At 64.7% G+C, this 24,157-nt stretch carries 21 protein-coding genes; 7 read left to right on the forward strand and 14 right to left on the reverse strand.

The annotated features are described in order from the left end of the window. Positions 1 to 61: 61 nt before the first annotated feature. Together HYH08_RS21845 and HYH08_RS21850 are read right to left on the reverse strand one after the other, a co-directional pair. Positions 62 to 1,555: a carboxylesterase/lipase family protein gene (locus tag HYH08_RS21845; protein WP_220011874.1), complete on the reverse strand. Its 1,494-nt coding sequence runs from the start codon at positions 1,553 to 1,555 to the stop codon at positions 62 to 64. Positions 1,556 to 1,577: 22 nt separating this feature from the next. Continuing rightward, entirely contained in the window at positions 1,578 to 2,915 is a 1,338-nt protein-coding gene (locus HYH08_RS21850) for an MFS transporter (protein ID WP_220011875.1), read from the reverse strand. Between the two features lie 205 nt (positions 2,916 to 3,120). Here HYH08_RS21850 and HYH08_RS21855 point away from each other — a divergent pair, with 205 nt between their 5' ends. Together HYH08_RS21855 and HYH08_RS21860 are read left to right on the forward strand one after the other, a co-directional pair. Continuing rightward, positions 3,121 to 3,771 carry a TetR/AcrR family transcriptional regulator gene (locus tag HYH08_RS21855; RefSeq protein ID WP_220011876.1) on the forward strand — a complete coding sequence of 217 codons (651 nt, stop codon included), beginning with the start codon at positions 3,121 to 3,123 and terminating at the stop codon, positions 3,769 to 3,771. A 114-nt stretch (positions 3,772 to 3,885) separates the two neighbouring features. Beyond that, positions 3,886 to 6,177, forward strand: coding sequence for a pentapeptide repeat-containing protein (locus HYH08_RS21860; RefSeq protein WP_220011877.1), 2,292 nt, complete (start codon positions 3,886 to 3,888; stop codon positions 6,175 to 6,177). A gap of 67 nt (positions 6,178 to 6,244) precedes the next feature. Here HYH08_RS21860 and HYH08_RS21865 read toward each other — a convergent pair whose 3' ends face one another. The 6 genes from HYH08_RS21865 to HYH08_RS21890 form a co-directional block, all read right to left on the reverse strand. After that, on the reverse strand, positions 6,245 to 7,030 hold the full coding sequence (locus HYH08_RS21865; RefSeq protein ID WP_220011878.1) for an ABC transporter permease: 786 nt from the start codon (positions 7,028 to 7,030) through the stop codon (positions 6,245 to 6,247). Continuing rightward, positions 7,027 to 7,839: an ABC transporter permease gene (locus HYH08_RS21870; protein WP_220011946.1), complete on the reverse strand. Its 813-nt coding sequence runs from the start codon at positions 7,837 to 7,839 to the stop codon at positions 7,027 to 7,029. The genes HYH08_RS21865 and HYH08_RS21870 overlap by 4 nt, the downstream gene beginning before the upstream one ends. 64 nt (positions 7,840 to 7,903) lie before the next feature. Continuing rightward, complete coding sequence (locus HYH08_RS21875; RefSeq protein WP_220011879.1) at positions 7,904 to 8,941, reverse strand: ABC transporter substrate-binding protein; 1,038 nt, start codon at positions 8,939 to 8,941, stop codon at positions 7,904 to 7,906. A 20-nt stretch (positions 8,942 to 8,961) separates the two neighbouring features. Then, the gene (locus HYH08_RS21880; protein ID WP_220011880.1) at positions 8,962 to 10,269 is read right to left on the reverse strand and encodes an NAD(P)/FAD-dependent oxidoreductase; all 1,308 of its coding nucleotides are present in this window, start codon (positions 10,267 to 10,269) and stop codon (positions 8,962 to 8,964) included. A gap of 13 nt (positions 10,270 to 10,282) precedes the next feature. Then, positions 10,283 to 10,999: an HAD family hydrolase gene (locus HYH08_RS21885; RefSeq protein ID WP_220011881.1), complete on the reverse strand. Its 717-nt coding sequence runs from the start codon at positions 10,997 to 10,999 to the stop codon at positions 10,283 to 10,285. A gap of 33 nt (positions 11,000 to 11,032) precedes the next feature. After that, positions 11,033 to 12,112, reverse strand: a complete 1,080-nt coding sequence (locus HYH08_RS21890; protein ID WP_220011882.1) for an ABC transporter ATP-binding protein — start codon at positions 12,110 to 12,112, stop codon at positions 11,033 to 11,035. Positions 12,113 to 12,317: 205 nt separating this feature from the next. On the opposite strand from HYH08_RS21890, the gene HYH08_RS21895 reads away from it, so the two are divergent. Further along, the gene (locus HYH08_RS21895) at positions 12,318 to 13,256 is read left to right on the forward strand and encodes a LysR family transcriptional regulator (protein ID WP_220011883.1); all 939 of its coding nucleotides are present in this window, start codon (positions 12,318 to 12,320) and stop codon (positions 13,254 to 13,256) included. Between the two features lie 171 nt (positions 13,257 to 13,427). Here HYH08_RS21895 and uxuA read toward each other — a convergent pair whose 3' ends face one another. The 6 genes from uxuA to HYH08_RS21925 form a co-directional block, all read right to left on the reverse strand. Continuing rightward, the gene (uxuA, locus tag HYH08_RS21900; protein WP_220011884.1) at positions 13,428 to 14,618 is read right to left on the reverse strand and encodes a mannonate dehydratase; all 1,191 of its coding nucleotides are present in this window, start codon (positions 14,616 to 14,618) and stop codon (positions 13,428 to 13,430) included. Positions 14,619 to 14,629: 11 nt separating this feature from the next. Continuing rightward, positions 14,630 to 15,679 carry an L-idonate 5-dehydrogenase gene (locus tag HYH08_RS21905; RefSeq protein ID WP_220011885.1) on the reverse strand — a complete coding sequence of 350 codons (1,050 nt, stop codon included), beginning with the start codon at positions 15,677 to 15,679 and terminating at the stop codon, positions 14,630 to 14,632. Next, positions 15,676 to 17,082: a TRAP transporter large permease gene (locus HYH08_RS21910; protein ID WP_220011886.1), complete on the reverse strand. Its 1,407-nt coding sequence runs from the start codon at positions 17,080 to 17,082 to the stop codon at positions 15,676 to 15,678. The genes HYH08_RS21905 and HYH08_RS21910 overlap by 4 nt, the downstream gene beginning before the upstream one ends. Before the next feature lie 4 nt (positions 17,083 to 17,086). After that, positions 17,087 to 17,665 (reverse strand): TRAP transporter small permease, encoded by a 579-nt coding sequence (locus HYH08_RS21915; protein WP_220011887.1) that lies wholly within the window; start codon positions 17,663 to 17,665, stop codon positions 17,087 to 17,089. Positions 17,666 to 17,780: 115 nt separating this feature from the next. Next, positions 17,781 to 18,746, reverse strand: coding sequence for a sialic acid TRAP transporter substrate-binding protein SiaP (locus tag HYH08_RS21920; protein WP_220011947.1), 966 nt, complete (start codon positions 18,744 to 18,746; stop codon positions 17,781 to 17,783). 83 nt (positions 18,747 to 18,829) lie between these two features. Next, on the reverse strand, positions 18,830 to 19,639 hold the full coding sequence (locus tag HYH08_RS21925; protein ID WP_220011888.1) for a FadR/GntR family transcriptional regulator: 810 nt from the start codon (positions 19,637 to 19,639) through the stop codon (positions 18,830 to 18,832). Between the two features lie 141 nt (positions 19,640 to 19,780). On the opposite strand from HYH08_RS21925, the gene HYH08_RS21930 reads away from it, so the two are divergent. The 4 genes from HYH08_RS21930 to HYH08_RS21945 all read left to right on the forward strand — a co-directional run bounded on the left by HYH08_RS21930 (position 19,781) and on the right by HYH08_RS21945 (position 24,109). Then, positions 19,781 to 21,250 (forward strand): mannitol dehydrogenase family protein, encoded by a 1,470-nt coding sequence (locus tag HYH08_RS21930; protein WP_220011889.1) that lies wholly within the window; start codon positions 19,781 to 19,783, stop codon positions 21,248 to 21,250. A 98-nt stretch (positions 21,251 to 21,348) separates the two neighbouring features. Beyond that, a complete protein-coding gene (locus tag HYH08_RS21935; protein ID WP_220011890.1) occupies positions 21,349 to 21,756 on the forward strand; it encodes a nuclear transport factor 2 family protein in 408 nt (135 codons plus the stop codon). 124 nt (positions 21,757 to 21,880) lie between these two features. Next, positions 21,881 to 22,729: an SDR family oxidoreductase gene (locus HYH08_RS21940; RefSeq protein ID WP_220011891.1), complete on the forward strand. Its 849-nt coding sequence runs from the start codon at positions 21,881 to 21,883 to the stop codon at positions 22,727 to 22,729. A gap of 114 nt (positions 22,730 to 22,843) precedes the next feature. Further along, the gene (locus tag HYH08_RS21945) at positions 22,844 to 24,109 is read left to right on the forward strand and encodes a serine hydrolase domain-containing protein (RefSeq protein WP_220011892.1); all 1,266 of its coding nucleotides are present in this window, start codon (positions 22,844 to 22,846) and stop codon (positions 24,107 to 24,109) included. Positions 24,110 to 24,157 lie beyond the last annotated feature (48 nt).

The raw sequence follows: 24,157 nt of genomic DNA on the forward strand, positions 1-24,157 counted from the left end.
GCCCGCAAGCTGAGGATCAAATCGGCGCTGCAAGAATGCTTATAGGAGCAGGCTCCGGCGATCAAGCGATCGCCGCGTCCTGCGGCGCATTGGACTGAACCAGCAGCTCCGCCCAAACCCTGGAACGCACGCCTTCATTGAAGGGCACGATATGGAACGGCTGGCCGAAGATCGCGAGCGGCTCGTTGTCCGGCTCGAACCGCGGCCAGGCTTCCACGACGTCAGGCGCGCCTGACGTGACGAAGCGCAGCAAGCTTGTCTGAAACCGCGTGGCGACTTCGATGTCGGCGGGCGTCATCGGCCCGCCCTTGCGCTTCAGGATCGGACGATCGACGAAATCCGGCAGATGCGCCCAGAGGCAGGCATTGTCGGCGCCGTGGGTCGGCCCTTGCGACAGGAACGGCTCCAGCGCCGGACGATGATCGAACCGGCTCAGCCACACCGCGCCGCCGGCCGCCGCATGAAGCCGCGCGAGATCGGCCGTCGGACGGTGCCAGAACGCATCCGACAGCAGCGCCTCGTATGCGTCTTCGTCGGCGCGCGCCGTGTTGCGGTAGGACGCCAGCAGACGATCCCAGCCGGCATCGCCGAACCTTGCGCGCACCTGCCGCTCCGTGGTGCGGATCATCGCGGCCGGCGGCGTGCTCTTCAAGAACATCACCATCTCGTCGCGGCAGGAGCCGAGCCAGAGCGGAATGTCGCGCAAGGTTCCGTCGGCGAAGACATCACGCGGCTCGCGCGGGACGACGGTGCCGTCGAGCACCGGGCCGAACACGGTGCCTGATACCGTCTCATCCGCGAGCCTGCGACCGACGCGCTCGACGGCCGCAAACAGCTTTGGCAATGGCATAGACGCGATCGCGCCGGGATCGCGCGCGAGCCCGAGCTCGTCGAGCACGCGGCGCGCGACCTCGTCGGCGTGGCCGGCGCTCATGATGTTGCGCCCCGGCGCACTGAGCGCGAGGGCGCGGATGAACTTGTCTTTGGCCTGCGGGAGGGTTGCGAGTGCGATCACCATCGACGCGCCGGCCGACTGGCCCGAGAGCGTCACCTGGTCCGGATCGCCGCCGAAATTGGCGATGTTGCCGTGCACCCAGTCGAGCGCGGCAAGCGTATCCTGGAGCGCAAGGTTATTGGCTTCGCCCAAGCCGTGGCGATGCAGTTGCAGAAAGCCGAGCGGCCCGAGACGGTAGTTGATGGTGACGATGACGGCCGGGCCGTGCGCGGCGAGGAATGCGCCGTCATAGTCGGCGCCGCCGCCGGTGACGAAAGCGCCGCCATGGATGAAGAACAACACCGGCAGCGGGCGATCGGCCCCGACCGGCGACCAGATGTTGAGACTGAGGCACGCCTCCTCCGGCTGATCGAGATGCCCAGGCTGCGGCGCATAAGCGCCGTACTCCATGCAGCGGCGCGGTTCGGCCCACGCCGCCGGCGGCGTCGCTTTGGCAAAGCGCCGCGCGGTCGCGAACGGCACGCCCTTGAAGGCACGGACGTGGCCTTGCTCGGCCCCGATGACGGGCCCGAGCGTGGTGGGAACAGCGTTGGTCAGCATGCGATTACGTCCCGTCCTTCAATCATGCGCGCCGCTTGCCGAGATCGGCGATGTCGACCTTGTGGGTTTCGCGCGCGGTCATGGCTGCCAGGGCCGAGGCGACACAGCAACACGCGACGAAGATCGCAACCGGGATCCAGCCGTTCGGTCCTGCACCGACGAGGCTCGCGCTCACCAGCGGCGTGAAGCCGGCGGCGAGGAAGCCGAGCTGGGTGCCGATCGCGGTGCCCGAATAGCGCACGCGTGCTTCGAACATCTCGGCATAGAACGACGGCCAGATCGCGTTCGGCGCAGAGTAGATGATGTAGAGGCCGATCGCGGCCGCGAAGATCGCGGGCGTACTGCCCGATGTCACCAGCATGAAGTATGGGAACAGCAGGACCGCGCAGCCGAGCACGCCGCCGATGAACACCGGCTTGCGGCCGATCCTGTCGGCGAGCAAGGCCCAGAGCGGCTGCACGAACAGCGCGGTGATATTGCCGAGCACGCCGGCCCAGAGCATGGTCGGACGCGCGACGCCGAACTTGCTGGTGGCATAGCCGAGCGCGAACACCGCGGTCAGGGTGCTGACGGTCGCGATCAGGGCGCAGACGATGACGCGCAGCACGTCCGGCCAGTAGTCGCGCAGCAGCGCGACGACGGGGAAACGCGCGACCTGCGCCTTGTCCTTGATGTCCTCGAAAACGGGCGTTTCCGGCATGGTCCGCCGCACCAGATAGGCGACCAGCAGCACCAGCGCCGACAGCAGGAACGGAATGCGCCAGCCCCAGCTCAGCAGCTGATCTTCCGGCATGCTAGCCACCGGAATGAACACCAGCGTCGCCAGGATCGCGCCCGCCTGGGTGCCGCTCAGCGTCCAGCTGGTGAAGAAGGCGCGGTTGGAATTGGCGGAATGCTCCAGCGTCAGCGAGTTGGCCCCGCTCTGCTCGCCGGCGGCCGACAGGCCCTGCAACAGGCGCAGCAGCGTCAGGATGATGGGGGCGGCATTGCCGATCGTCCCCGCGTCCGGCAGCAGGCCGATCGCGAGCGTCGAGACGCCCATGATCACCAGCGTGAACAGCAGCACCGTCTTGCGGCCGATGCGGTCGCCGAAATGGCCGAGGATGACGGCGCCGACGGGCCGGGCGATATAGCCGATGCCGAAGCTCAGCAGCGCAAGCAGCGTTCCGGTCGCGGGATCGACATTGGCGAAGAACACTTTTGGAAAGATCAGCGCCGCAGCGGTGCCGTAGATGAAGAAGTCGTAGTATTCGAGCATGCTGCCGACGAAGCTGACGAGTGCGGCGCGCTTCGGCAGCTTGTTTGCCGTGGCTTCCGCGGCCGATGGCGCATGCAGCGGTGCGGTTGACGTCAAGGTCATTGAATTCTCCTCCCTGTGTGTCCCGTGCGGTTCGCGTCAGGCGGTCGCCTCGCGCCTTTTCTGGTTGTTGTTGCCGCAACCTTCGTTTGCGTGCATAATGTACGAACTAGTACGTTTATGCAATACGCTTTGGATCGAGGCCCTCGGGGGTGGAATTTGCCTTCACCTTCAAGGCGATCCATGGAAACTGGCGGGAGAAACAGCGATGCTCGAGCGCATGCCGCCCCCATCGAAGCGCACCAACGACCCCGAGCGCACCAAGCGCGACATCCTCGAAGTGGCGATGGCCGAATTCGCCTCGGAGGGCTATTCCGGCGCCCGCGTCGACGCGATCGCGGCACGCACGCGCACGTCGAAGCGCATGATCTATTACTATTTCGGCGGCAAGGAGCAGCTCTACCTCGCCGTGCTGGAGGAAGCCTATCGCAGCATCCGCGCGCTGGAGGACCAGCTCGACATCGCAAGCTGCGACGCGCGCGAGGGCCTGCGTCGGCTGATCGAGGCGACCTTCGACCATGACGAGCGCAACCCGAACTTCATCCGCCTCGTCTCGATCGAGAACATCCACCACGGCAAGCATCTCAAACAGAACCAGCAACTGCGCCAGCTCAACGCCAGCGTGATCGCAACCCTCGACGGCATCCTGAAGCGCGGCCGCAGCGAAGGCGTGTTCCGCGACGACGTCGACGCCATCGATCTGCACCTCGCCATCTCCTCCTACTGCTTCTTCCGCGTCGCCAACCGGCATACGTTCGGCGCGCTGTTCGATCGGGACTTGAGCGAGCCGAAGGTCCTGGCGAGGAGCAGGACGCAGATCGTGGAGATGATCTTGGCGTGGTTGGGGGGAAAGGCTTAGGGAGCGACGGAACCGACGGAGGTGCGGCAATACTGCAATGCACGCACCGATTGATTCATCGCGGCGACAGGGATAAGGTCGCGCATATTTTATCGCTTGTCCGGTGGCGTCGATATGGGCCCCGATACGCTATTCAGCTCACTCGATCCCTATCACGCGACGATGGCCGTACCGGCCGCGTCCGATGAGGCCAGGATTGCCAAGCTCAGGGAGAAATCCGAGAACCTCGATGCCATCAAAAAGGCCGTCGAGGATGCCGCGGCCGTCGGAACCCCGCTCTGGGTGTCCTATCTGTTCCTGCTGCTCTACATCGCGATCGCATCCGCGGCGGTCACCCACACCGATCTGCTGCTCGAACGTCCCGTCGATCTGCCCTTCCTGAACATCAAGCTTCCGCTCAAGGCCTTCTTCATCCTTGCTCCACTGCTGTTCCTGATCAGCCATACCTACACGATGGCGCACTTCGCGCTGTTGTCGGACAAGGCAAAGCACTTCCATTTGCAACTGAGGAAGGAAGTCCCCGATCCCAGCGGACATGGCTTGCGAGAAGGGCTGCGTCGCCAGCTGCCGATCAACATCTTCGTGCAGTTTCTTGCAGGCCCGGAGGAGATCCGGGAGGGACCGTTCAGTGTCGTCCTGTGGGCAACGGCATGGACGACGCTTGTCGCCGCGCCAGTCTGCCTGCTGCTGTTGCTCCAACTCCAGTTCCTTCCCTATCACGACAGTGTCGTGACCTGGTGGCACCGGTTTGCCGTGCTGTTCGATCTCGCCATCATCCAGTGGCTCTGGATGCACATTCTTTCCGGGCGCAGCCAGGAAGACGGGCAAGGTTTGTCGCCCTCTCAAGGACATCCGACAAGTCTGGTAAGCAAAATCAGGGACTTCCTCCGCTGGCGAAACTTCAAGACGTCTTTCCTGTCGTTTTCGAGCATGATCGCATGGCCTATCATAGTTGCTATCGCTCTTTTCTCTTGCTGGATTGCGACTTTTCCGAGCGAATGGGAGCGCTTTCCCTACTACCGCCTTGCATCACTTCGGTGGCAGTCAGCGAATGAAGCGGTATTTGGAACGCCCGACGTAACGCACGAGGGAAAGATCGAATGGCCCGGTTCGCTGGACGCTATCGCGCCAGAGATCAGGCCAGCGAGATGGCCCTTCAACACACTCCATCTCAGACAGCTCGACTTATTCGAGGCACTCAAGATCGACGATCCGGCCAAGGTCCAATCGAAAAAATACCTAGTTGACCTTCGGAAGCGTCGTCTTGAGCAAGCGGACCTAGCCGGAGCAAAACTTCCGAGAGTCAATCTCGACGGCGCTTCTATGCACGGCGCCAATCTATCGGCTGTAGACATGGCTGGCTCGTCCTTTGAGCAGGCGGTTCTCGACGATGCTTCGCTGCGCGGTGGAAATTTCCCCGGCGCATCCTTTGTCGGCGCGAGCCTGCGAGGCGCAAACATGGATTATGGTCGATTCCCTGCCACTTCATTTGCTAGAGCCAAGCTGCAGGGCGTCTCAGCATATCAAAGCAAACTCGTGGGATCTCGACTCACCTATGCTCATCTTGAGGGTGCCAGATTCGTCAGAGCGAGCTTGACCACCGCAAATCTAGCGAGCGCGCACCTTCATGCTGCAAATTTTGACGAAGCCCAACTTTACGCAGCAAGTCTCGCTAGAGCCCATCTGGACGGCACTTCATTCCGCGGCTCAAACCTTGCAGGCGCTCGCTTAATCTTGACCGATGGGAAGTCGCCAGACTTTACAGGTGCGCGGCTGTGGAGAAGCAATTGGGATGCCTCCAAAATCCAATTACCGGAATTCAAGGAATCGACTTTCCAGTCACGCCTTTGGAAGACGGAGGGCACCTGGGCGGACGAATCCTACACGGCGGCACTTGCCTCCGTTAAGCTCGGTCTAACCGACCTGCAGCAACGAGAGGACGCGATAAAGTCAATCGCCCTTCTTGTTTGCGAGCACCCGGTCGCAGACGACTACGCGTTCCCCTATCAGCTGTGCCAGGACGACCCGCGTGTTGCAGAACATCTGGCGCGTTGGCAATCGTGGATGGAAGAGGTGCAGGCAAAGGACACCGCGAGCTACCGAGGTGCCCTCGTCACGGTCATATCGGACCTGGTTTGCCCTCGAAGCACGAAGGGCGCTGTTTATATTGTGAGAGGTATGATTAACCAGGGTTGGCCGGCTCGAAATACAGTACCACCCGCACCAAAAGACGAGGATGACCCGCCCAATCGCGTCGAACGTAGACCCTTGAGTCGCCTCTCGGCCCTTGAGGACGGCACGAAGGGATTTGTCGAGCGCATCACACAATCGGACTGCGCAGTCTCGCATTCCCTGACTGCCGATGACATGACGGCGCTTAACGAAGCAATCAACGGCGTCAGATAGTCGGTGTGCCAGGGATACGCCATCATCGTGGCTTCGCTCCTATCAGATTACGGCGCGCTAACCCACCTCACCCACTCTTTTTATGCCGCGCGCTCGCTGCGAGCACCAGTATGAACGAGGCCGCCGTCATCAGCGTCGAGATCGCGGCGATGGTCGGGTCGATCTCGTCGCGCAACGCGGTGAACATCCGTTTGGTCAGCGGCTGATACTGCCCGCCGGAGATGAACAGCGCGACGATGGTCTCGTCCATCGCCGAGATGAAGGCGAAGATGCCGCCCGCAATCACGCTCGACTTGATCTGCGGCAGTGTCACCGCGAAGAAGCTGCGCAGGCGATTCATGCCGAGGCTGCGCGCCACCATCTCCTGCGCGGGGTCGAAGCTCTGCAAGCCCGCGAGCACCGAGATGACGACATAGGGTAAGCCCAGCATCACGTTCGCCAGCACGAGGCCGGGCATGGTCGCGACCAGGCCGACTTTAGCGTACACGAAGAAGATGCCGACCGCGGTGATGATGATCGGCACCACCAGCGGCAGCAGCAGCGCCATATGAATCACCCGCATGATGCGCAGCTTCGACTGGCTGATGGCATAGGCGGCGGCGACGCCGAACGGGGTCGCGATGACGACGGTGAGGAACGCGACTGTCAGCGTCACTCGTGTCGCCTGCATCCAGGCCGGATTCGAAAAATACTGCTGATACCAGCGCGTGGAGAACGACGGCGGCGGGAAGGTCAGGAAGCGCGCGCTGGAGAACGAGATCGGCGCGATGATCAGGACGGGGAGGATCAGATAGACCAGCACCAGCGCGCTGATGACGTAAAGGGCGAGCCGTGCGGGCGAGAGGCGCGTCATTTCTGCCCCAACACGCGATCGAGCGAGATGAAACGGCTGACGGCGACAAAGATCGCGAGCACACTGGCGAGCAGCACCACCGCGACCGCACTCGCCGCACCGAACTGGTTGTAGAGCTCGACGTTGCGGCTCACCAGCATCGACACCATCACGGTACGTCCGCCGCCGAGCAGCTCCGGCGTGATGTAGAAGCCGAGGCAGAGCACGAACACCATGGTGCAGCCGGCGAGCACGCCCGGCAGCGACAGCGGCAGGAACACGCGGAAGAACGTCAGCGACGGGCTCGCCCCGAGGCTGGCGCCGGCCTGCATCAGATCGCCCGGGATCTTCTGCATGCTGGCATAGAGCGGCAGCACCATGAAGGGCAGCAGGATGTGCACGGTCGCAACCACGGTCCCAAATGTGTTGTGCACCAGCGCGAGCGGCTCGGAGATCACATCGAGATAGCGCAAAAACTGGTTGATCACGCCGGTGCGCTGAAGCAGCGCCAGCCAGGCATAGGCACGCACCAGCACGCTGGTCCAAAACGGCAGCACGACCAGCGACAGGATCAGGATGCTCCAGCCCTTCGGCAACGCGTTGGCGAGATAAGCCACGGGATAGCCGAGCAGCAGCGCGATGACCGTGACCGCGAGGCTGATCTCGAAGGTCAGCGCAAAGCTGCGCCAGTAGATGTCCTCGGTGAAGACGCGGCGGTAATTCTCCAGCGTGAAGCCGTCGTGGTAGATCGACTGCCAGGCGAGCCAGCCGACCGGCAGCACGATCAGGGCAAGGATCACCAGCAGCGCCGGCGACACCAGCGCCAGCATCAGCGCATGCTCGCGGCGCTGATGCTTTTGCGATGGATCCGGCACAGTTATCGTCAACGCCGCCTCACTTCTGCATGAACGACGCCCAGCGCTTCTCGGCGGCCTCTCCGGCCGGCGACGACCACCAGGCGTAGGACATCAGCGCCTGCTTCGAGGCATTCGCCGGCTCGCTCGGCAATTGCGCGGCACGCTCGGGCTTGATCACGCCCGTCTCGAACGCCTTGGGGTTGCCCGGGCCGTAATCGATGTGCAGCGGCAGATTGGCCTGGTGCACGGGATCGACCGCCTCGTTGAGGAATTTCACGGCGGTGTCGAGATTCGGCGCGCCCTTGAGGATGCACAGCGAGGTGCTCTGCAGGATGCCCTGGTTGTAGGTAAAGGCGACCTTGGCGCCTTCCTTGGCCACCGCGCTGACGCGGCCGTTCCACGCCATCTCCATGTCGACCTCGCCGTCATTGAGCAGCTGCGCCGACTGCGCGCCCGAGGTCCACCACACCGTGATATGCGGCTTGATCTCTTCCAGCTTCCTGAAGGCGCGGTCGACGTCGAGCGGGTAGAGCTTGTCCGGCGCGACGCCGTCGGCCATCAGCGCCGCCTCGAGGGTTGCGAACGGATGGTTGCGCAGCGCGCGGCGGCCGGGGAATTTCTTGACGTCCCAGAAATCGGCCCAGCTGTTCGGCGCGTCCTTCGGGAACGTCTTCTGGCTGTAGGACAGCACGCTGGAATAGAACTCGTAGGACACCGAATAAGGGCTGCGATAAACCTCCGGCATCGCTGCGCCGTTCGGGATCTTCGAGAAGTCGAGCTTCTCGATCAGCCCCTGCTCGCCGCCGCGCAGGCAGTTGCCGGTCGGGGTATCCACGACGTCCCAGATCGGCTTGCCGCTGCCGACCTGGGTCTTGATCGCGGGCCAGGCGTCGGGAATGGAATCCTGGTTGATGGTGATGCCGAGCTTTTTCGCGGAGGGATCGAGGATCGCCACCGTCTGCGCCTGCTGATAGGCGCCGCCCTGCGAGACGAAGGTGATCTGCTCGGCGGCGCCGGCCGCGGTAGCACTGAGCGCGACAGCGCCCAACAAAGCGTAACCCAATTTCGTCGTCATCCTCGCCTCCTCCAAATAGCTCACTGACCGATCGCATCGAGAAACTGGTACCAGCCGGCGACCATGCGCACGGCGGGCTCGCGCAGCGGATAGAACGGGATCGCCTTCATGCGGCTGACATCGAGCAGCCCGACATCGGGGCTCTCGCCGCGGACGAAGGCGGCGAGATAGCGGCCCATCAGGCTCGACATCGCAACGCCCGCGCCGTTGTAGCCCATCGACACCAGCGTGCGGTCGTCGATCCGCCCGATATGCGGCACCGAGTCCAGCGTCATGGCGACGAGGCCCGACCATTTGTAGGCGATCGGGACATCCGCCAGATCCGGAAAGATGCCGACCATCGCCTTGCGCAGCGCGTCGAACGCTGCTTGGGAGTCCTGCTTGCCGAAGGCGCCGCGGCCGCCGAAGATCACGCGGTTATCGACCATGCGGAACCAGCGCATCATCCGCTTGGTCTCGGTATAGGTTCGGCCCGTCGGCATCAGCCTGCCGGCGAGATTGCGCGGCAGCTGCCCGGTCGCGACGATGGCGCTGCGGAACGGGATCAGCGTGCGCTGCATCCGCGCGGTGGCATCCGTGAGATCGGAATAGCTGTTGGTGGCGATGATCGCCTGTTTCGCCCGCACCGCGCCGCGCGGCGTCTCGGCGACGATGCCGTCGCCCTCGCGCCGCAGCCTGATTACCGGCGATTCCTGGAGGATCGGCACGCCGCGGCGCGCCACGCCGTCGGCGAGACCGCGCAAGTAGTTCAACGGATGGATGCCGCCCGAGCCGGGATTGAGCACGCCGCCGACGAAGATGTCGGAGCCGGTCTCCTCGCGCACTTGCCCCTTGTCGAGGATGCGGACTTCGGCCGAGCCCATCTCGCGCGTCATCCAGTTGGCTTCGTCGATCGCGGCCTTCAGCGTCGTCTCGTTATGGGCGGCCTTGACCTGGCCGACGCGCGTCAGCGCCGCGCTGGCGATGCCGAATTCGGAGACGAGCTCCTCGACGATATCCGTGGACTCGTGCGCGATCTCGTACATGCGCCGCGCCATCGCGCGGCCGTGCACAGCGTCGATCTCGCGGAACGACAGCCGAAACTTCGCGGTGATCACCCCGCCATTGCGCCCGCTCGCGCCCCAGCCGGGACGGTTGGCCTCGAGCACGATGGGCGCGAGGCCGCTTCTGGCGATGTGGTGCGCGGCGGAGAGGCCCGTATAGCCCGCGCCGATGATCACCACATCCGCCTGTTGCTCGCCCGACAGCACGGGGAAGTCGCGCGCCGGCTCCGCCGTGGCTTCCCACAGCGAATGGGCCGATGGCAGCGCGCGCCAGTCCCGTGTCATGCCCGCGCTCACCTTACGCTGCGGGTCCGACGGCCGCGTCGGCAAGCGCCTTCAGGGTCGGATAATGGAAGTCCGGTTTTGTCAGTGTCTCGACCGCCGGCGTGCCGCCGAAACCGGCGATGCCCTGGCGGCGCTCGATCCAGCACACTTTATACCCGAGCTTCCGCGCGATTCCGATGTCGTGATACTGGCTCTGCGCGACGTGCAATATATCCGACTGCTTGTAGCCGAACGCGGACTGGCGGCCCTTGTTGTAGGCGAAGAATTCCGGATTCGGTTTTGCCACGCCCGTGTCGTCGGCGCAGACGGTGTCGTCGAAGGGATTGCCGAGCGCATGCGCGTAGCACGAGAGCGCGACGCGGTCCGCGTTGGTCATCGCGACCAGGCGAAATTTTGTGCGCAGCCGCTTCAGCGCCTCAACGGAGTCCGGGAACGGGCCCCAGCGCAGCACGGCGAGCTGGAACACGTCGCACGAGGCGTCATCCGCCGGCAGTCCGAGCTCCTGCGCAAGATAGCGATAAACGTCAAACATCACCTCGCTGGAGCGTTCATAATGCTTGTCGCGGCCGCGCTTGTAGGATTCGAAGATCTTGTCGTCGCTGAGCTCGGCCGGCGTCTTGCCCGAGATCTTGCGCACCGCGGAGAGCACGCCGGTCTCGAAATCGATCAAGGTGCCGACGACGTCGAAAGTCAAAACCTTGAAATTGCTGAAGGCGGCTTGGGTCGACATGTGGTTTCTTCTCTCGGTTGACGGGGCTTGAGTTCAATCCACCCTGGGCACGACGATGGTGTCCTCGGGGTGAAGGGCGACGGTGAGGCTGCCGCCGAGCGGCGGAATGCGGTGATAGGCCTGGTGGTAAGCCGGCTGGCGCAGGCTGAGCCCGATGCCCCCTTGCAGCGACAGGAAAATGCGCAGGCTCTCGCCCTGATAGACGATGTCGGTGACCGTCCCGCTCAGCCGGTTGCAGGCGGCATCCTGCGCGCCGTCGTCGATCAGCAGTTTCTCGCTGTGCACGGCGAGCATCAGGGCATCGCCGCCGGGAATGGTGCGGGCGCTGCGCAGCAGGACATTGCCGAGCGCGACGCTGGACGCATCGACGCGGCGGACCGGCAGCATCGTCGCCTCGCCGATGAAGCTCGCCACGAAGGAATCGGCGGGATGATCGTACAGGCGCACCGGCTCGTCGATCTGGAGCAGGCGGCCGTCCTTCATCACCGCGACACGGTCGCTCATGGTCAGCGCCTCGCGCTGGTCGTGGGTGACGTAGATGATGGTCGCACCGATGCGCTTGTGCAGCGCGCGCAGCTCGATCTGCATGGATTCGCGCAGCTGCTTGTCGAGCGCGGAGAGCGGCTCGTCCATCAGGATCAGGCGCGGCTCGTAGATCATGGCGCGCGCCAGCGCGACGCGCTGACGCTGGCCGCCGGAGAGCTGCGCGATGCCGCGCTCTTCATAGCCGGCGAGCCCGACCATGCTGAGCGCCGCGCGCACCTTCTCCGGCCAGCTCGCTTTCGGCAGACGACGGGCGCGCAGGGGAAAGGCGACGTTCTCGCCAACGCTCATATGCGGGAACAGCGCGTAGTTCTGGAACACGACGCCGATGTCGCGCTTGTGCGGAGGCATGTAGGTGACGTCACGGCCGCCGAACAGAATTGTCCCGGAGGTCGGCAGGATGAAGCCGCCCAGAATGCCGAGCAGCGTGGTCTTGCCGGAGCCGGAGGGGCCGAGCAGCGAGACGAACTCGCCGGCACCGACATCGAGCGACACGTCGTCGAGAGCGCGAACGGCACCATACGCCTTGCTCGCAGACCTGATCTCGACGCTCTCCGCTCGTTTGTCCAACGATCGACCTCGCCCTATGCCGGCGTGCCTCACTGCGCGCCATAAGCCTGCTTTATAGACAGGGCTTTGAAGCATTCAGAGGCGCAGCGTGCGCTGCACCCATTCTTCGCCAAAGCGCCCTGTGTTTAGGCTGTCATGGCAATGACACCAGACTTGGCAAAATCCGGCAATTGCCAAATTCTCACCGCGCTCATAACATGACGTTATGCCCGAGCTACGCCGCATGCTGCCCTCCAGCAACGCCCTGTTTGTCTTCGACGCAGCGGCGCGCAACGGCAGCTTCACCGCAGCGGCCGCCGAGCTGAACGTGACGCAGCCCGCTGTGAGCCGCATGCTCGGTCAGTTCGAGGAGCATCTCGGCGTCCGCCTGTTCGATCGCAAGGCCGGCCGCGCGGTGCTCACCGAGGAGGGCGAACTGCTCTATCGCCGCGTGCTCGAAGGCTTTCGCAGCATCGAGAGCGGGCTCGTCGAGATCGAGCGGCGGCGCAAGGGCACCGAGACCGTGACGCTGTCGGTCTCCTCCGCCTTCACCACGCATTGGCTGATGCCGCGCATCGACAAGCTGCAGAAGCAGTTCCCGCAGGTCGATCTGCGTTTCCAGCTGATCTCAGGCGCGCTGCGCGGGCCGGTCGAGAATGTCGACCTCGGCATGCGCTTTCGCGATCGCGACGAGCCGTCGTCCGGCGGCACGCTGGTGATGAAGGAAGTGATGCTGCCGATGTGCAGCCCCACCTATCTCGGCGAGACCGATCCAAGCGAAGGCAACACCATCATCCGCCTCGCCGAGACGCCCGGCGACTGGGCCGCAGATTATGCGTCACTGCTTACGGGACGCCGCGGCGCGGCCAAGGGCCTCAGCTTCACCGACTATGCCGTCGTGGTGCAGGCCGCACTGCTCGGCCAGGGCATCGCGCTCGGCTGGCTGACGGTCGCCTCGCACTGGCTGCTGACTGGCGCACTGGTGCCGGCCTCCGACAGGCTCACCACCACGCGCCGCATCTGCGAATTCCTGCCGCCGCGCAACCGGGCGATGCGCCCGATCGCCACCGAGATCCGCGACTGGATCATCGCGCAGATGCACAGCGAGATCGCGGCGATCGACAGGCTCTATCCGAAGCTCGGCGCGATGGACGCGTGTTATTGATCTTCTTCCCCCTCTCCCCGTTCTTACGGGGAGAGGGTCGGGGTGAGGGGCTGCTTCCGCAATCACGGTGAGAGATGGACCCGCGGAGAGTCCCCCTCACCCGGAATTTGCTTCGCAAATTCCGGCCTCTCCCCGCACGCGGGGAGAGGCGAAGAACCCGCAGCACCGCTCTCACCGGTGCTCGATCGCCCGGATCGCGCCGCGCAGCTCGGCGAGGCCGCGGAGGCGGCCGATGGCGGTGTAGCCGGGGTTGGTGCGCTTGGTCGCCGCGAGATCGTCCAGCATGCGGTGGCCGTGATCGGGGCGGAACACGATTTGCTTGTCGGGCGCGCGCCGGGCATTCTCCTTCAGCAGCGCCTTGAGCACCGCGACCATGTCGACGTCGCCGTCGAGATGATCGGACTCGTAGAACGACAGCCCATCCGCCTCACGCTTGGTCGCGCGCAGATGGGCAAACGCAATGCGCGGCCCGAAACGTTCGGCCATTTCCGGCAGATTGTTCTCCGCGCGGACGCCGAGCGAGCCCGTGCACAGGCAGATGCCGTTCGCCTTCGACGGCACCGCGTCGAACAGCGCCTGGTAGTCGTCGGCGCTGGAGGCAATGCGCGGCAGGCCGAACAGCGGCCGCGGCGGATCGTCCGGATGCAAGGTCAGCGACACCCCGAGCTGCTCGGCGACCGGCGTCACGCGCGCCAGGAACTCGGCGAGATGCTGCCGCAAAATCTTTGGCGTGATGTCGCGATAGGCCTCCAGCCGGTCCCGGAATTGCGGGATCGTCATCGGTTCGGTGGTCGAGCCCGGCAGCGCGCTGGCGATCACCATGACGAGATAGTCGATATCGGCCTGGCTCATCGTCTCGAACAGCGCTTTCGCGCGGGCCTGCTGCTCGGGCGAATAGTCCTGCATGGCGGCCGGCCGCTTCAAAATATGCAGCTCGAATGCGGCAAAGCGGTCCTGGTCGAAGCGCATGGCGCGCGCACCGTTCGGCAGCTCCCATTCCAGGTCGGTCCGGCACCAGTCCACGACAGGCATGAAGTTGTAGCAGATGATCTTGATGCCGGCGCTGGCAACCGCCTCCAGGCTCGCGATCCACGCCTCGATCGACCTGGTCGCCTGAGCCCCGAGACGCTTGACGTCGTCGGGGATCGGAATCGATTCGACCACCGACCAGGTCAGCGGCGAGCGGCCGGGCTGGCCGTTCTCGATGAAGTTCTTGCGCTGCTCGACCGCCTTGCGCGTCCAGGCCTCGCCGATCGGCACCTGATGCAGCGCCGAGACGATATCGCTTGCGCCTGCCTGCCTGACATCGTCGAGCGAGACCGGATCATCCGGCCCGTACCAGCGCCATCCCTCCAGCATCATGCGCGTTCTCCTCAATTCGCGGTCAGCACGACCTTGACGCTCTGCGAGCGGTCGAGCGCCAGCCGCAGGGCGTCGGGCGCGGTCGACAGCGGCCGCTCGGCGGTGACCAGCGACAGCACGTCGACGCTGCCGTTGCCGATCAGCTCCACCGCGTTCATGAACTCGAAGCCGAAGCGGAACGAGCCGCGCAAGTCGATCTCTTTCGCCATCACGGCATTCGACGGCGTCGGGATCTGGCCGCCCGGCAGATTGCCGATCTGCACCACCACGCCGCCGCGCCTGACGATGCCGATCGCGCTGGCGAGCCCCGCCGCCGTGCCGGACACCTCGAATGCGACGTCATAAGGACGCGACGCGGCCTGCGCCTTCAGCCCTTCCTCACCGGCCGAGACGTTCTCGACATGGGAGGCGCCGAGCTTCGTCGCAAAAGCCAGCGGCGCCGGCGCGATGTCGGCCACCGTGATGTCGGCCATGCCGGCGCGGTGCGCGGCAAGCATGGTCAGAAGGCCGATCGGGCCGGCGCCAAAGATGATGCCGCGCTTGCCCTCGATCTTGCCGGCGCGCGCGACCGCGTGCAGGCAGACCGCGAGCGGCTCGGCCAGCGCCGCCGCCTGATAGGACACGTGGTCCGGGATCTTCACGCATTGCGCGGGGATCGCGTCGAAATAATTGGCAAAGCCGCCCTGCATGTGCGGCGTCTTCGAGGCCGAGCCCATGAAGTAGATGTTCTCGCAGAGGTTCGGCCGGCCCTCGCGGCAGGCGACGCAATGGCCGCACCAGCGCGAGGGATTGACCGCGACGCGGTCGCCGACCTTCAGATTGGCCGCGGAGCCTGCGATCTCCACCACCTCGCCCGAGATCTCATGTCCCAGCACCAGCGGCGACTTCACCACGAAATCGCCGGTCCGGGCGTGGCGGAAGTAATGCATGTCAGAGCCGCAGATGCCGCCGGCGCCGAAGCGGATGCGCACCATTCCCTCAGCGAGCTTGTCGAGCGGATGCTCGATCATGCGCAGATCTTCGGGGCCGAACAGGGTTGCGGCGAGAGCTGAAGAGGTCATTTGGAAAGTCCCATGTATTTGGGGAGCCAGAGGGTGAGATCGGGAATGTAGGTGATCGCGATCAGCGCGAGCAGCAGCGGCACCAGCCAGGGCAGGATCGCAACCGTCGTGCGCTCGACCGAGAGCTTTGCCACGCGCGCGAGCACGAACAGCACCATGCCGAGCGGCGGATGCAACAGACCGATCATCAAATTCAGCGTCATGATCAGGCCGAAATGAATAGGATCGATGCCGAGCTTGAGCACGATCGGCAGCAGGATCGGCACCAGGATGGTGATCGCCGCCGTGGTGTCGATGAAGCAGCCGACGAACAGGATCAGCACGTTGGCGAGCGCCAGAAACACCCATTTGTTGTGGGTGATGCTGAGCATCCAGTCCGAGAGCAGTTGGGCAGCCTGCGACACCGTCAGCAGCCAGGCAAAGATCGAAGCCGCGGTGACGATGAACAGCACCGAGGCCGTGGTCTCGATGGTGTCGAAGGTCGCCTTCGCCACCGTCTTTAGCGTCATGGTGCGATAACGGACGAGGCCGAGGAACAGCGACCAGATCACGGCCGCGACCGCGGCTTCCGTCGGCGTGAACCAGCCGAGCGTCATGCCGCCGATCAGGATCACAGGCGCCATCAGCGCCATCACCGCCGAGAAGTCGAAATACCAGTCGATCGCCAGCAGCGCACCAAGCCCGATCACGACGGCCAGGTTGGTCGATAGGCCCGCCATCACCATCAGCCAGATCGCCATCGGGAACGCCAGCACGATGGCGATCTCCAGGCCAGCCGAGCCGAGCTGCGGCCAGGAGAACGGCGTGTCGCTGCCCCATTTGTTCCGGTGCGCAAAATAGGTGACGGTCGCCATCATCAGCAGCGTCATGACGATGCCGGGAATGACGCCGCCGAGGAACAGCGCGCCGATCGAGACATTGGCCATCATGCCGTAGATCACGAAGGGCAGCGACGGCGGAATGATCGGCCCGAGCGTCGCCGAGGCCGCGGTGACGCCGACCGAGAATTCGGTGGAGTAGCCGTGGTCCTTCATCGCCTTGATCTCGATGGTGCCAAGACCGGCGGCATCCGCGATCGCGGTGCCGGACATGCCAGAGAAGATCACCGAGCCGATGATGTTGACGTGGCCGAGGCCGCCGCGCATCCACCCGACCAGCGCCACCGCGAATTTGTAGATGCGCCCGGTGACGCCGGCGATGTTCATGAGATTGCCGGCCAGGATGAAGAAGGGCACGGCAAGCAAAGGAAAGCTCTCCACGCCGGCGATCATGCGCTGCGCCAGCGTAACGTCGGGCGTCACGCCGCTGACCAGGATGTAGAGCAGCGACGACGCGGCCATGGCGATTGCCACGGGAACGCCGAGCAGCATCAGGACGAGAAAGCCTCCGAGCAGCAGTAGCATGAGATTATCCTTCAAAACCGTCGTAGGCGCCGGGACGTTCGAGGATCGAATAACCCTGCCGCAAATGTTGGATCGCCACCTGCACCGAACGGCCGAACATCAGCACGAAGCCGGCCAGCACGGCGTAGTAGACGTAGTCCTTGGGAAGATTGATCGTGGTCATCGATTCATCGCCGATGATCTGGATGTAGACCCAGACCAGCTTGATGGCGTAGCCGAAGAAGGCGATCCGGATCAGGTCGATGATCGTCGAGAGCCCGCGCGCCACGGGACGCGGCAGATAGCGATAGATCAGGTCGACCTGGATGTGCCGCGACAGCCGCACGCACATGGAGGAGCCGATGAAGACCACGCCGATCAGGCAATAGGTCGCGATCTCCTCGGTCCAGGCGTAACTGTCGTTGAGCACGTAGCGGGTGAAGAACTGGAGGAAGACGGCAAGCGCCATCACCCAGAAAATCGCCAGCGCGACCCAGTCCTCGAAAGCGTAGACGCCAAGATCGACCTTGGGCGCCGCCTCCTCCTCGAAAGTGTGGGCGATCTCGTCCGCGGTGATCTGCCGGTGGATTTCGGCGGTGGACATGGGGTACTCCCTCAAAAACTCGCTCGCGTCGTTCCGGGGCTCGCGAAGCGAGATCCCGGAACCTTGAGATCCCGGGCTCGGCTCTTCGAGCCGCCCCGGGATGACGATTACGTCGTCACTTGACCGCCTGTATCCGCTCCCAGTCGGCCTTGCGATAGCCGAAGGTCTCGAACGGAACGTTCTTCAGCACGATGTCGCGGAACTCGTTCTTGTCGACTTCGGTCACGGTCAGGCCCTTCTCCTTGAAGAAGGCGACCAGCTTGGCCTCGTTCTGCTTGATCTCCGCGGTCGCCTTTGCAGCGGCTTCCTGCGCGACCTCGGTGAAGATCTTCTTGTCCTCGTCGGAGAGCTTCTTCCAGAGCGCACCGGCCACCACCGTATTGAGGTGGTCGACGATGTGGCCCGTCAGCACGATGTGCTTCTGCACCTCGTAGAACTTCTTGGCCTCGATCGTGGTCAGCGGATTCTCCTGCGCCTCGACGGTGCCGTTCTGGAGCGCGAGATAGACCTCGGCAAACGCGATCGGCGCGGTGTTGGCGCCGCAGGCGCGCGGCATCGCGAGGTAGGCGGGCACATCAGGCACGCGCATCTTCAGACCCTTGAGGTCCGCGCAGCTCTTGATCGGCTTGTTCGACGAGGTCTGGCGCACGCCGTAATAGGTGACAGCGACGATGTGGTGGCCGCTCTTGTCCTCATAGCCCTTGGCGAGCTCCCTGAAGATGTCGCTCTTGGTGTAGGCCAGCAGATGATCGGCATCGCGGAAGGTGTAGGGATAATAGGTCACCCCGATCGGCGGAAAGCTCTTGGCCGCGAAGCTCGAGCCGGAGATGATGATGTCGACCGAGCCAAGCGAAAGGCCCTGATTGATGTCGGCTTCCTTTCCGAGCTGCGAGGCCGGATAGACGTCGACCGTATAGCGCCCGTTGGTGCGCTTGCCGATCTCCTGCGCGGCCCACACCGAGGCGGTATGGAACGGCTCCGACGTCTCGTAGACATGGGCCCATTTCAGCTTGGTCTGCGCCAGGCCGGCCTGGGTGGTCGCAAACATCGCTGCGGCCGAGACCGCGAGCACTGTCGTCATCTTCTTCAACACTGATTTGTCCTCCACTGACTAAGGTCTGTTTCTTGTTTCCCCGCCCCGTAACCGGGACGGACCGCCCAATTTCATTTCCTCCGCGTGCCACCGCTTTTGGCCTGTTTCTTCGAAGGTCGTCTTGATGTCGCGGGCTGAACCCCGGACGGCGCCGCCCGCTTCCCCTCAGCCGGCGCGGCTGCTGACGTCTCCGCACCAAAATTCTGCGCAAAGCGTTCCTGCGAGTGCGCGAGGTGGTCGCGCATGGCATCGTGGGCCGCCAGCGGCCGGCGCGCCGCAATCGCGTCGCGCACGGCCCGGTGCTCATCGAGCGCGGTTCGCCACGTGCCGGGGTTCTCGAAATAATGCGCCAGCTGCGCGAAATAGGGATTGAGGCGCTGGTCGAACAGTTCGCCGACAACCCGCACCAGCACGGCGTTGCCGAGGCATCCTGCGATGGCGATATGGAAGGCGCGGTCATGAACCATCGAGGCTTCGCCGGGATGGTCGACATTCTCCATCGCGACGAGGGCGGCATCGATGCGGTCGATGTCATCCTTGGTCGCCACGCGCGCGGCTTGCTCTGCGATGGCGCTTTCGAGGAATTCGCGGGCGCGCAGCAGCTCGAACGGGCCTTCGATGACCGCTGACGGCACCGGCGCGGCGTCGGCGGGCTCGGTCACATAGATGCCGGAGCCGACGCGGATGCGGACGCGCCCCTCGACTTCGAGCGCGATCAGGGCTTCGCGCACGGTCGGGCGCGAGATCTTGAGCTGCTCGGCGAGTTCGCGCTCAGTCGGCAAGCGGCTGCCGACCGCGTACTCGCCGCTGTCGATCAGGCTTCGCAATTGATCGGCGACCTGGCGATAAAGCCGTCTCGCCTCCACAGCTTCCAGCGGCACGCTGGTCCTCCCGAAAGGGTCGCGCGGGGTGGTCCCGACCCGCGGCCCGCCAATTTGGATAATTGGCCTTACCAATTGACCGGAGCATTGACCCGATACGGTCGCCATGTCAAGCAACGGCCAAGCAAAGGGGAGACGTCCATGCGTATTGGCCAGGCCAATCTCGACCGGCTGGCACCTCGAATCCGCCGCCCGGCCTATGACCGTTCGCGCGTCACGCCCGGCATCGTCCATCTCGGACTCGGGGCCTTTCATCGCGCCCACCAAGCCGTCGTCGTCGACGATTGCCTCGCGGCCGGCGCCACATCGTGGGGCATCATCGGCGCGAGCCTGCGCAGCCCCGATACGCGCGACGCCCTCGCCCCGCAGGATCATCTCTACACCGTCGCCGTGCGCGCCGCTGAGGGCACCGAGCACCGCGTGATCGGCGCGCTGCTCGACAGCGTCGTCGCGCGCGAGAAGCCGGCCGCGCTGGTCGAGCGGATGGCCGATCCCGCCATCCGCATCGTCTCGCTGACGGTGACGGAAAAAGGCTATTGCCACACGGCGCAGACCGGCGATCTCGACGAGCGGCATGGCGATGTCGTGCACGACCTCAACAATGTCGATGCGCCGCGCTCGGCGCCCGGCTTCATCGTGGCTGCGCTGGCGCGCCGCCGCGCGCAGGGCCTTGCACCTTTCACCGTGCTCTGCTGCGACAATCTCGCCGCCAACGGCCATACCGTGCAGCGGATCGTGACGCAGTTCGCCGCGCTGCGCTCCAAGGATCTCGGCAAGTGGATCGCGGATAACGTCGCCTTCCCCTCGACCATGGTCGACCGCATCGTGCCGGAAACGACGGATGCGGATCGGGATGCGGTCGAGAATGCGCTCGGCCTGCGCGACGCCTGGCCGGTGATGACCGAACCGTTCACGCAATGGGTGGTGGAGGATCGCTTTGTCGCAGGCCGGCCCGATCTTGCCGCCGCCGGCGTCGAGCTCGTCACCGACGTCAAGCCGTTCGAGCTGATGAAGCTGCGCCTGCTCAACGCCAGCCATTCGGCGCTGGCCTATCTCGGCTATCTCGCCGGCTACGAGACCATCGCGGACACCATGCAGAATCCGCATTTTGCGCGTCTCGCCGCGCAGGTGATGGAAGAGGCCGCGGTCACGCTGACGATGCCTGTTGGCACCGACCTCGCCGCCTATCAGGCCTCGCTGCTGAAGCGCTTTGCCAATCCGGCGCTGCATCACCGCACCTGGCAGATCGCGATGGACGGCTCGCAGAAGCTGCCGCAACGCCTGCTCGGTGCGATGCAGGATCGCCTCGCCAAGGGCCTGCCGATCGCGACGCATGCGCTCGCGGTGGCCGGCTGGATGCGCTACGTCACCGCGCAGGACGAGCAGGGCCGCATCATCGACGTGCGCGATCCGCTCGCGGCCGAGTTCGCCGCGCTGGCGCGCGAGGCGGGTCCCGTGGCTGAAAAGCTCGCGCCTGCCTTGCTGGGCGTCGCAAAAGTGTTCGGGCCGCTGGGCACCGAGCCGCGCCTGCGCGAGGCCGTGACCGCCGCGCTCGGCCGTCTTTATCAGGATGGCGCGCGGCGGGCGGTGGAGACACTTGTCTCGGCGTGATCACAAAGCAGGCAATGCTGCACTGCGGTCGGAATCGACGGCAAATTCGAACGGAAGTCGCGCTTGATTTTTGCTGGCTATTGCCGCACCCGAGAGGCATGGCAAAGGACAGCAAGATCATTGCCGCCAACGCGGCCTTCTACGACGCCTTCTCTACCGGCGATTTCGACGGCATGGAGCGGATGTGGGCGGACGACGACGCCATTTCCTGCATCCATCCCGGCTGGCCGGCAATCATCGGCCGCGCCACGGTGATCGGAAGCTGGCGCGACATCCTTCAGAACCCGGAGCGTCCGCAGATCACCTGCGCCGAACCGCAGGCCATCGTCGATGGCGACAGCGCCCGCGTGCTCTGCATCGAAATCGTCGACGGCACCGCGCTTGCCGCCGCCAACCATTTCCGCCGCGTCGGCGACGGCTGGCGCCTGGTGCATCACCAGTCGAGCCCGATCGCGCAGATTGTCGAGCAGGCCGAGGACGATAGGGCCAGCCACCGGGTGCACTGACGGCGATGGTCACGCCGGCGTGACCTACTGTGCATGGGGTTGTTTTAAAGCTTTTTGTTTTGGCGCCTTCGAGTTCCGACAAATCCTCCGCTGGCGCGAACGGGAAACCCTGCACGGGAAACGCATGCGGCTCTTCATCCTCGGCCTCGGCTACAGCGCCCGGCACTTCGTCCGCCGGTTCGGCGACAGCTTCTCCCACATCGCCGCCACCGTCCGCGATCCCGGACAGCGCGACGACCTCGCCGGCATCGAGGTGCATGCCTTTGCCGGCGGCAGCCCGACGCGCGAAACGGTCGAACGGATCCGTGACGCCGATGTCCTACTCATCTCGATCCCGCCCGGCAACGGTGGCGATCCCGCGCTCAATGCGTTCGCCGACGTGCTGGCAGCGGGCCACCGCAAGGTCGTCTACCTCTCCACCATCGGCGTGTACGGCGATCACGCAGGCGCCTGGGTCGATGAGAGCACGCCGCCGCAAGCCATGTTCGATCGCACGCGGATGCGGCTGGCGGCGGAACAGGCCTGGACGGACGGGACGCGCGGCGATGCCGCGATCCTCAGGCTTGCCGGCATCTACGGTCCGGGCCGCAATGCGCTGGTGACGCTGCGTGCGGGCACGGCGCGGCGCATCATCAAGCCCGGACAGGTGTTCAACCGCATCCATGCCGACGACATCGCCAGCGCGATCATGGCCGCGGTTCGTCGCGAGGCGAGCGGCATCTTCAACGTCTGCGACGACGAGCCCACGCCGCCGCAGGACGTGATCGCCTATGCCGCGCAGCTGATGGGCGTAGCACCGCCGCCCGAAGAAGCATTCGAGACCGCCGAGATGTCGCCGATGGCGCGGAGCTTCTACGCCAGCAGCGCCCGCGTCTCCAACGCGAAGCTGAAGCGGCAGCTCGGCGTCACGCTGGCCTATCCGACCTACCGCCACGCGCTGGATGCATTGTGGCGCGCGGGCGAAGGGCGATAGGATTCCCGCGCCTTCCAGACATGCCCGGCGCGCGCTTGACTTCGCATCAGCGCGGTCGTGATCTAGGCAGCAGCGAGCCACTCGCAGAACGAGCTCGCTCCTTGGGAGGATGCCATGAAGACGATCGCCATGATCGCGGCGGCGGCAGCCGTCATCACGTTCGGTGCAGCACGCGCCGCACCGCTGCCCGAAGTCAACCCTGACGACGCGGGTTTCTCGAAGCAGGGCCTTGCGCGGCTCGACAGCTTCTTCGCCCGCGAGATTGCGGCCAAGCGCGTCCCGGGCGCCGTGGTCGCCATCGCACGTGACGGCAAGCTCGTGCACTACAAGGCCTATGGCATGCTCGATCCGGACAAGGGCACCCCGATGCCGGTCGATGCCATCTTCGCGCTGGCCTCGATGACCAAGCCGATGGCAGCCGTGGCCGGCCTGACGCTGATGGAGAAAGGCCAGCTGCCGCTGCAGGCAAAACTGTCCGACTACTATCCCGGCTTCGCCGACATGAAGGTCGGCGTGACCGGAGCCGACGGCTCGCTCAAACTCGAGCCGCAGGCCTTGCCGATCTTCATCCACGATCTCTACCGCCATACGTCCGGATTGATGTATGGCGGCCGACCGGACTCATCGAGCCCGGTGGCGCGGCTCTATCCTGACGGGGTTGCGCCGGCGATCGAAGGCGACACCCAGGCTTTCATCGACCGCATGACGAAACTGCCGCTGGCGCATCAGCCCTCGACCGAGTTCGAGTACGGATTTTCGATCGACGTGCTCGGCGCCGTCGTCGAGAAGGTCAGCGAGCAGAAGCTCGGCGATTATCTCGCCGCCAATGTCTGGCAGCCGCTCGGCATGAAGGACGCGACCTTCCACCCAACCGATGCGCAACGCCCTCGCCTCGCCCGGCCGTTCGCCAACGATCCGCTGACGGGGAAGCCGCAGGCCATCAAGCTCTTGGACACGGCGACCCAGTTCGATTGCGGCGGCGCCTGCTCGTTCGCGACGGTGGGCGACTACATTCGCTTCGGGCAGATGCTGCTCAACGGCGGCGAGCTCGACGGCCAGCGCATCCTGTCGCCAAAGACCGTGCACCACATGACGACCAATCACCTGGGCCCCGAGATCAAGAACAACGTGGCCAATATCGAGCCGCATCGTGCCGGCTTCGGCTTTGGCCTCGCGGTCGCGGTCCGCACCAGCGAGGGACTGTCGTCGGTGCCCGGCAATCCCGGCGAGTTCACCTGGAACGGCGCCTTCGGGACGCAGTTCTTCTGCGATCCCAGCGAGCGCCTCGTCGTGGTGGTGGGAACGGCCGCGCCGGGCGAACTGCGCAAATACTATCGCGAGCAGGTGCAGGACATCGTCTACGGCGCGATGACCAAGTGAGGCCGCATTGAAAAAGAAAGGGCGACCGATCGGCCGCCCTTTCAAGAC

This window comes from Bradyrhizobium sp. BR 10289, from assembly GCF_019455385.1.
Classification (GTDB): domain Bacteria; phylum Pseudomonadota; class Alphaproteobacteria; order Rhizobiales; family Xanthobacteraceae; genus Bradyrhizobium.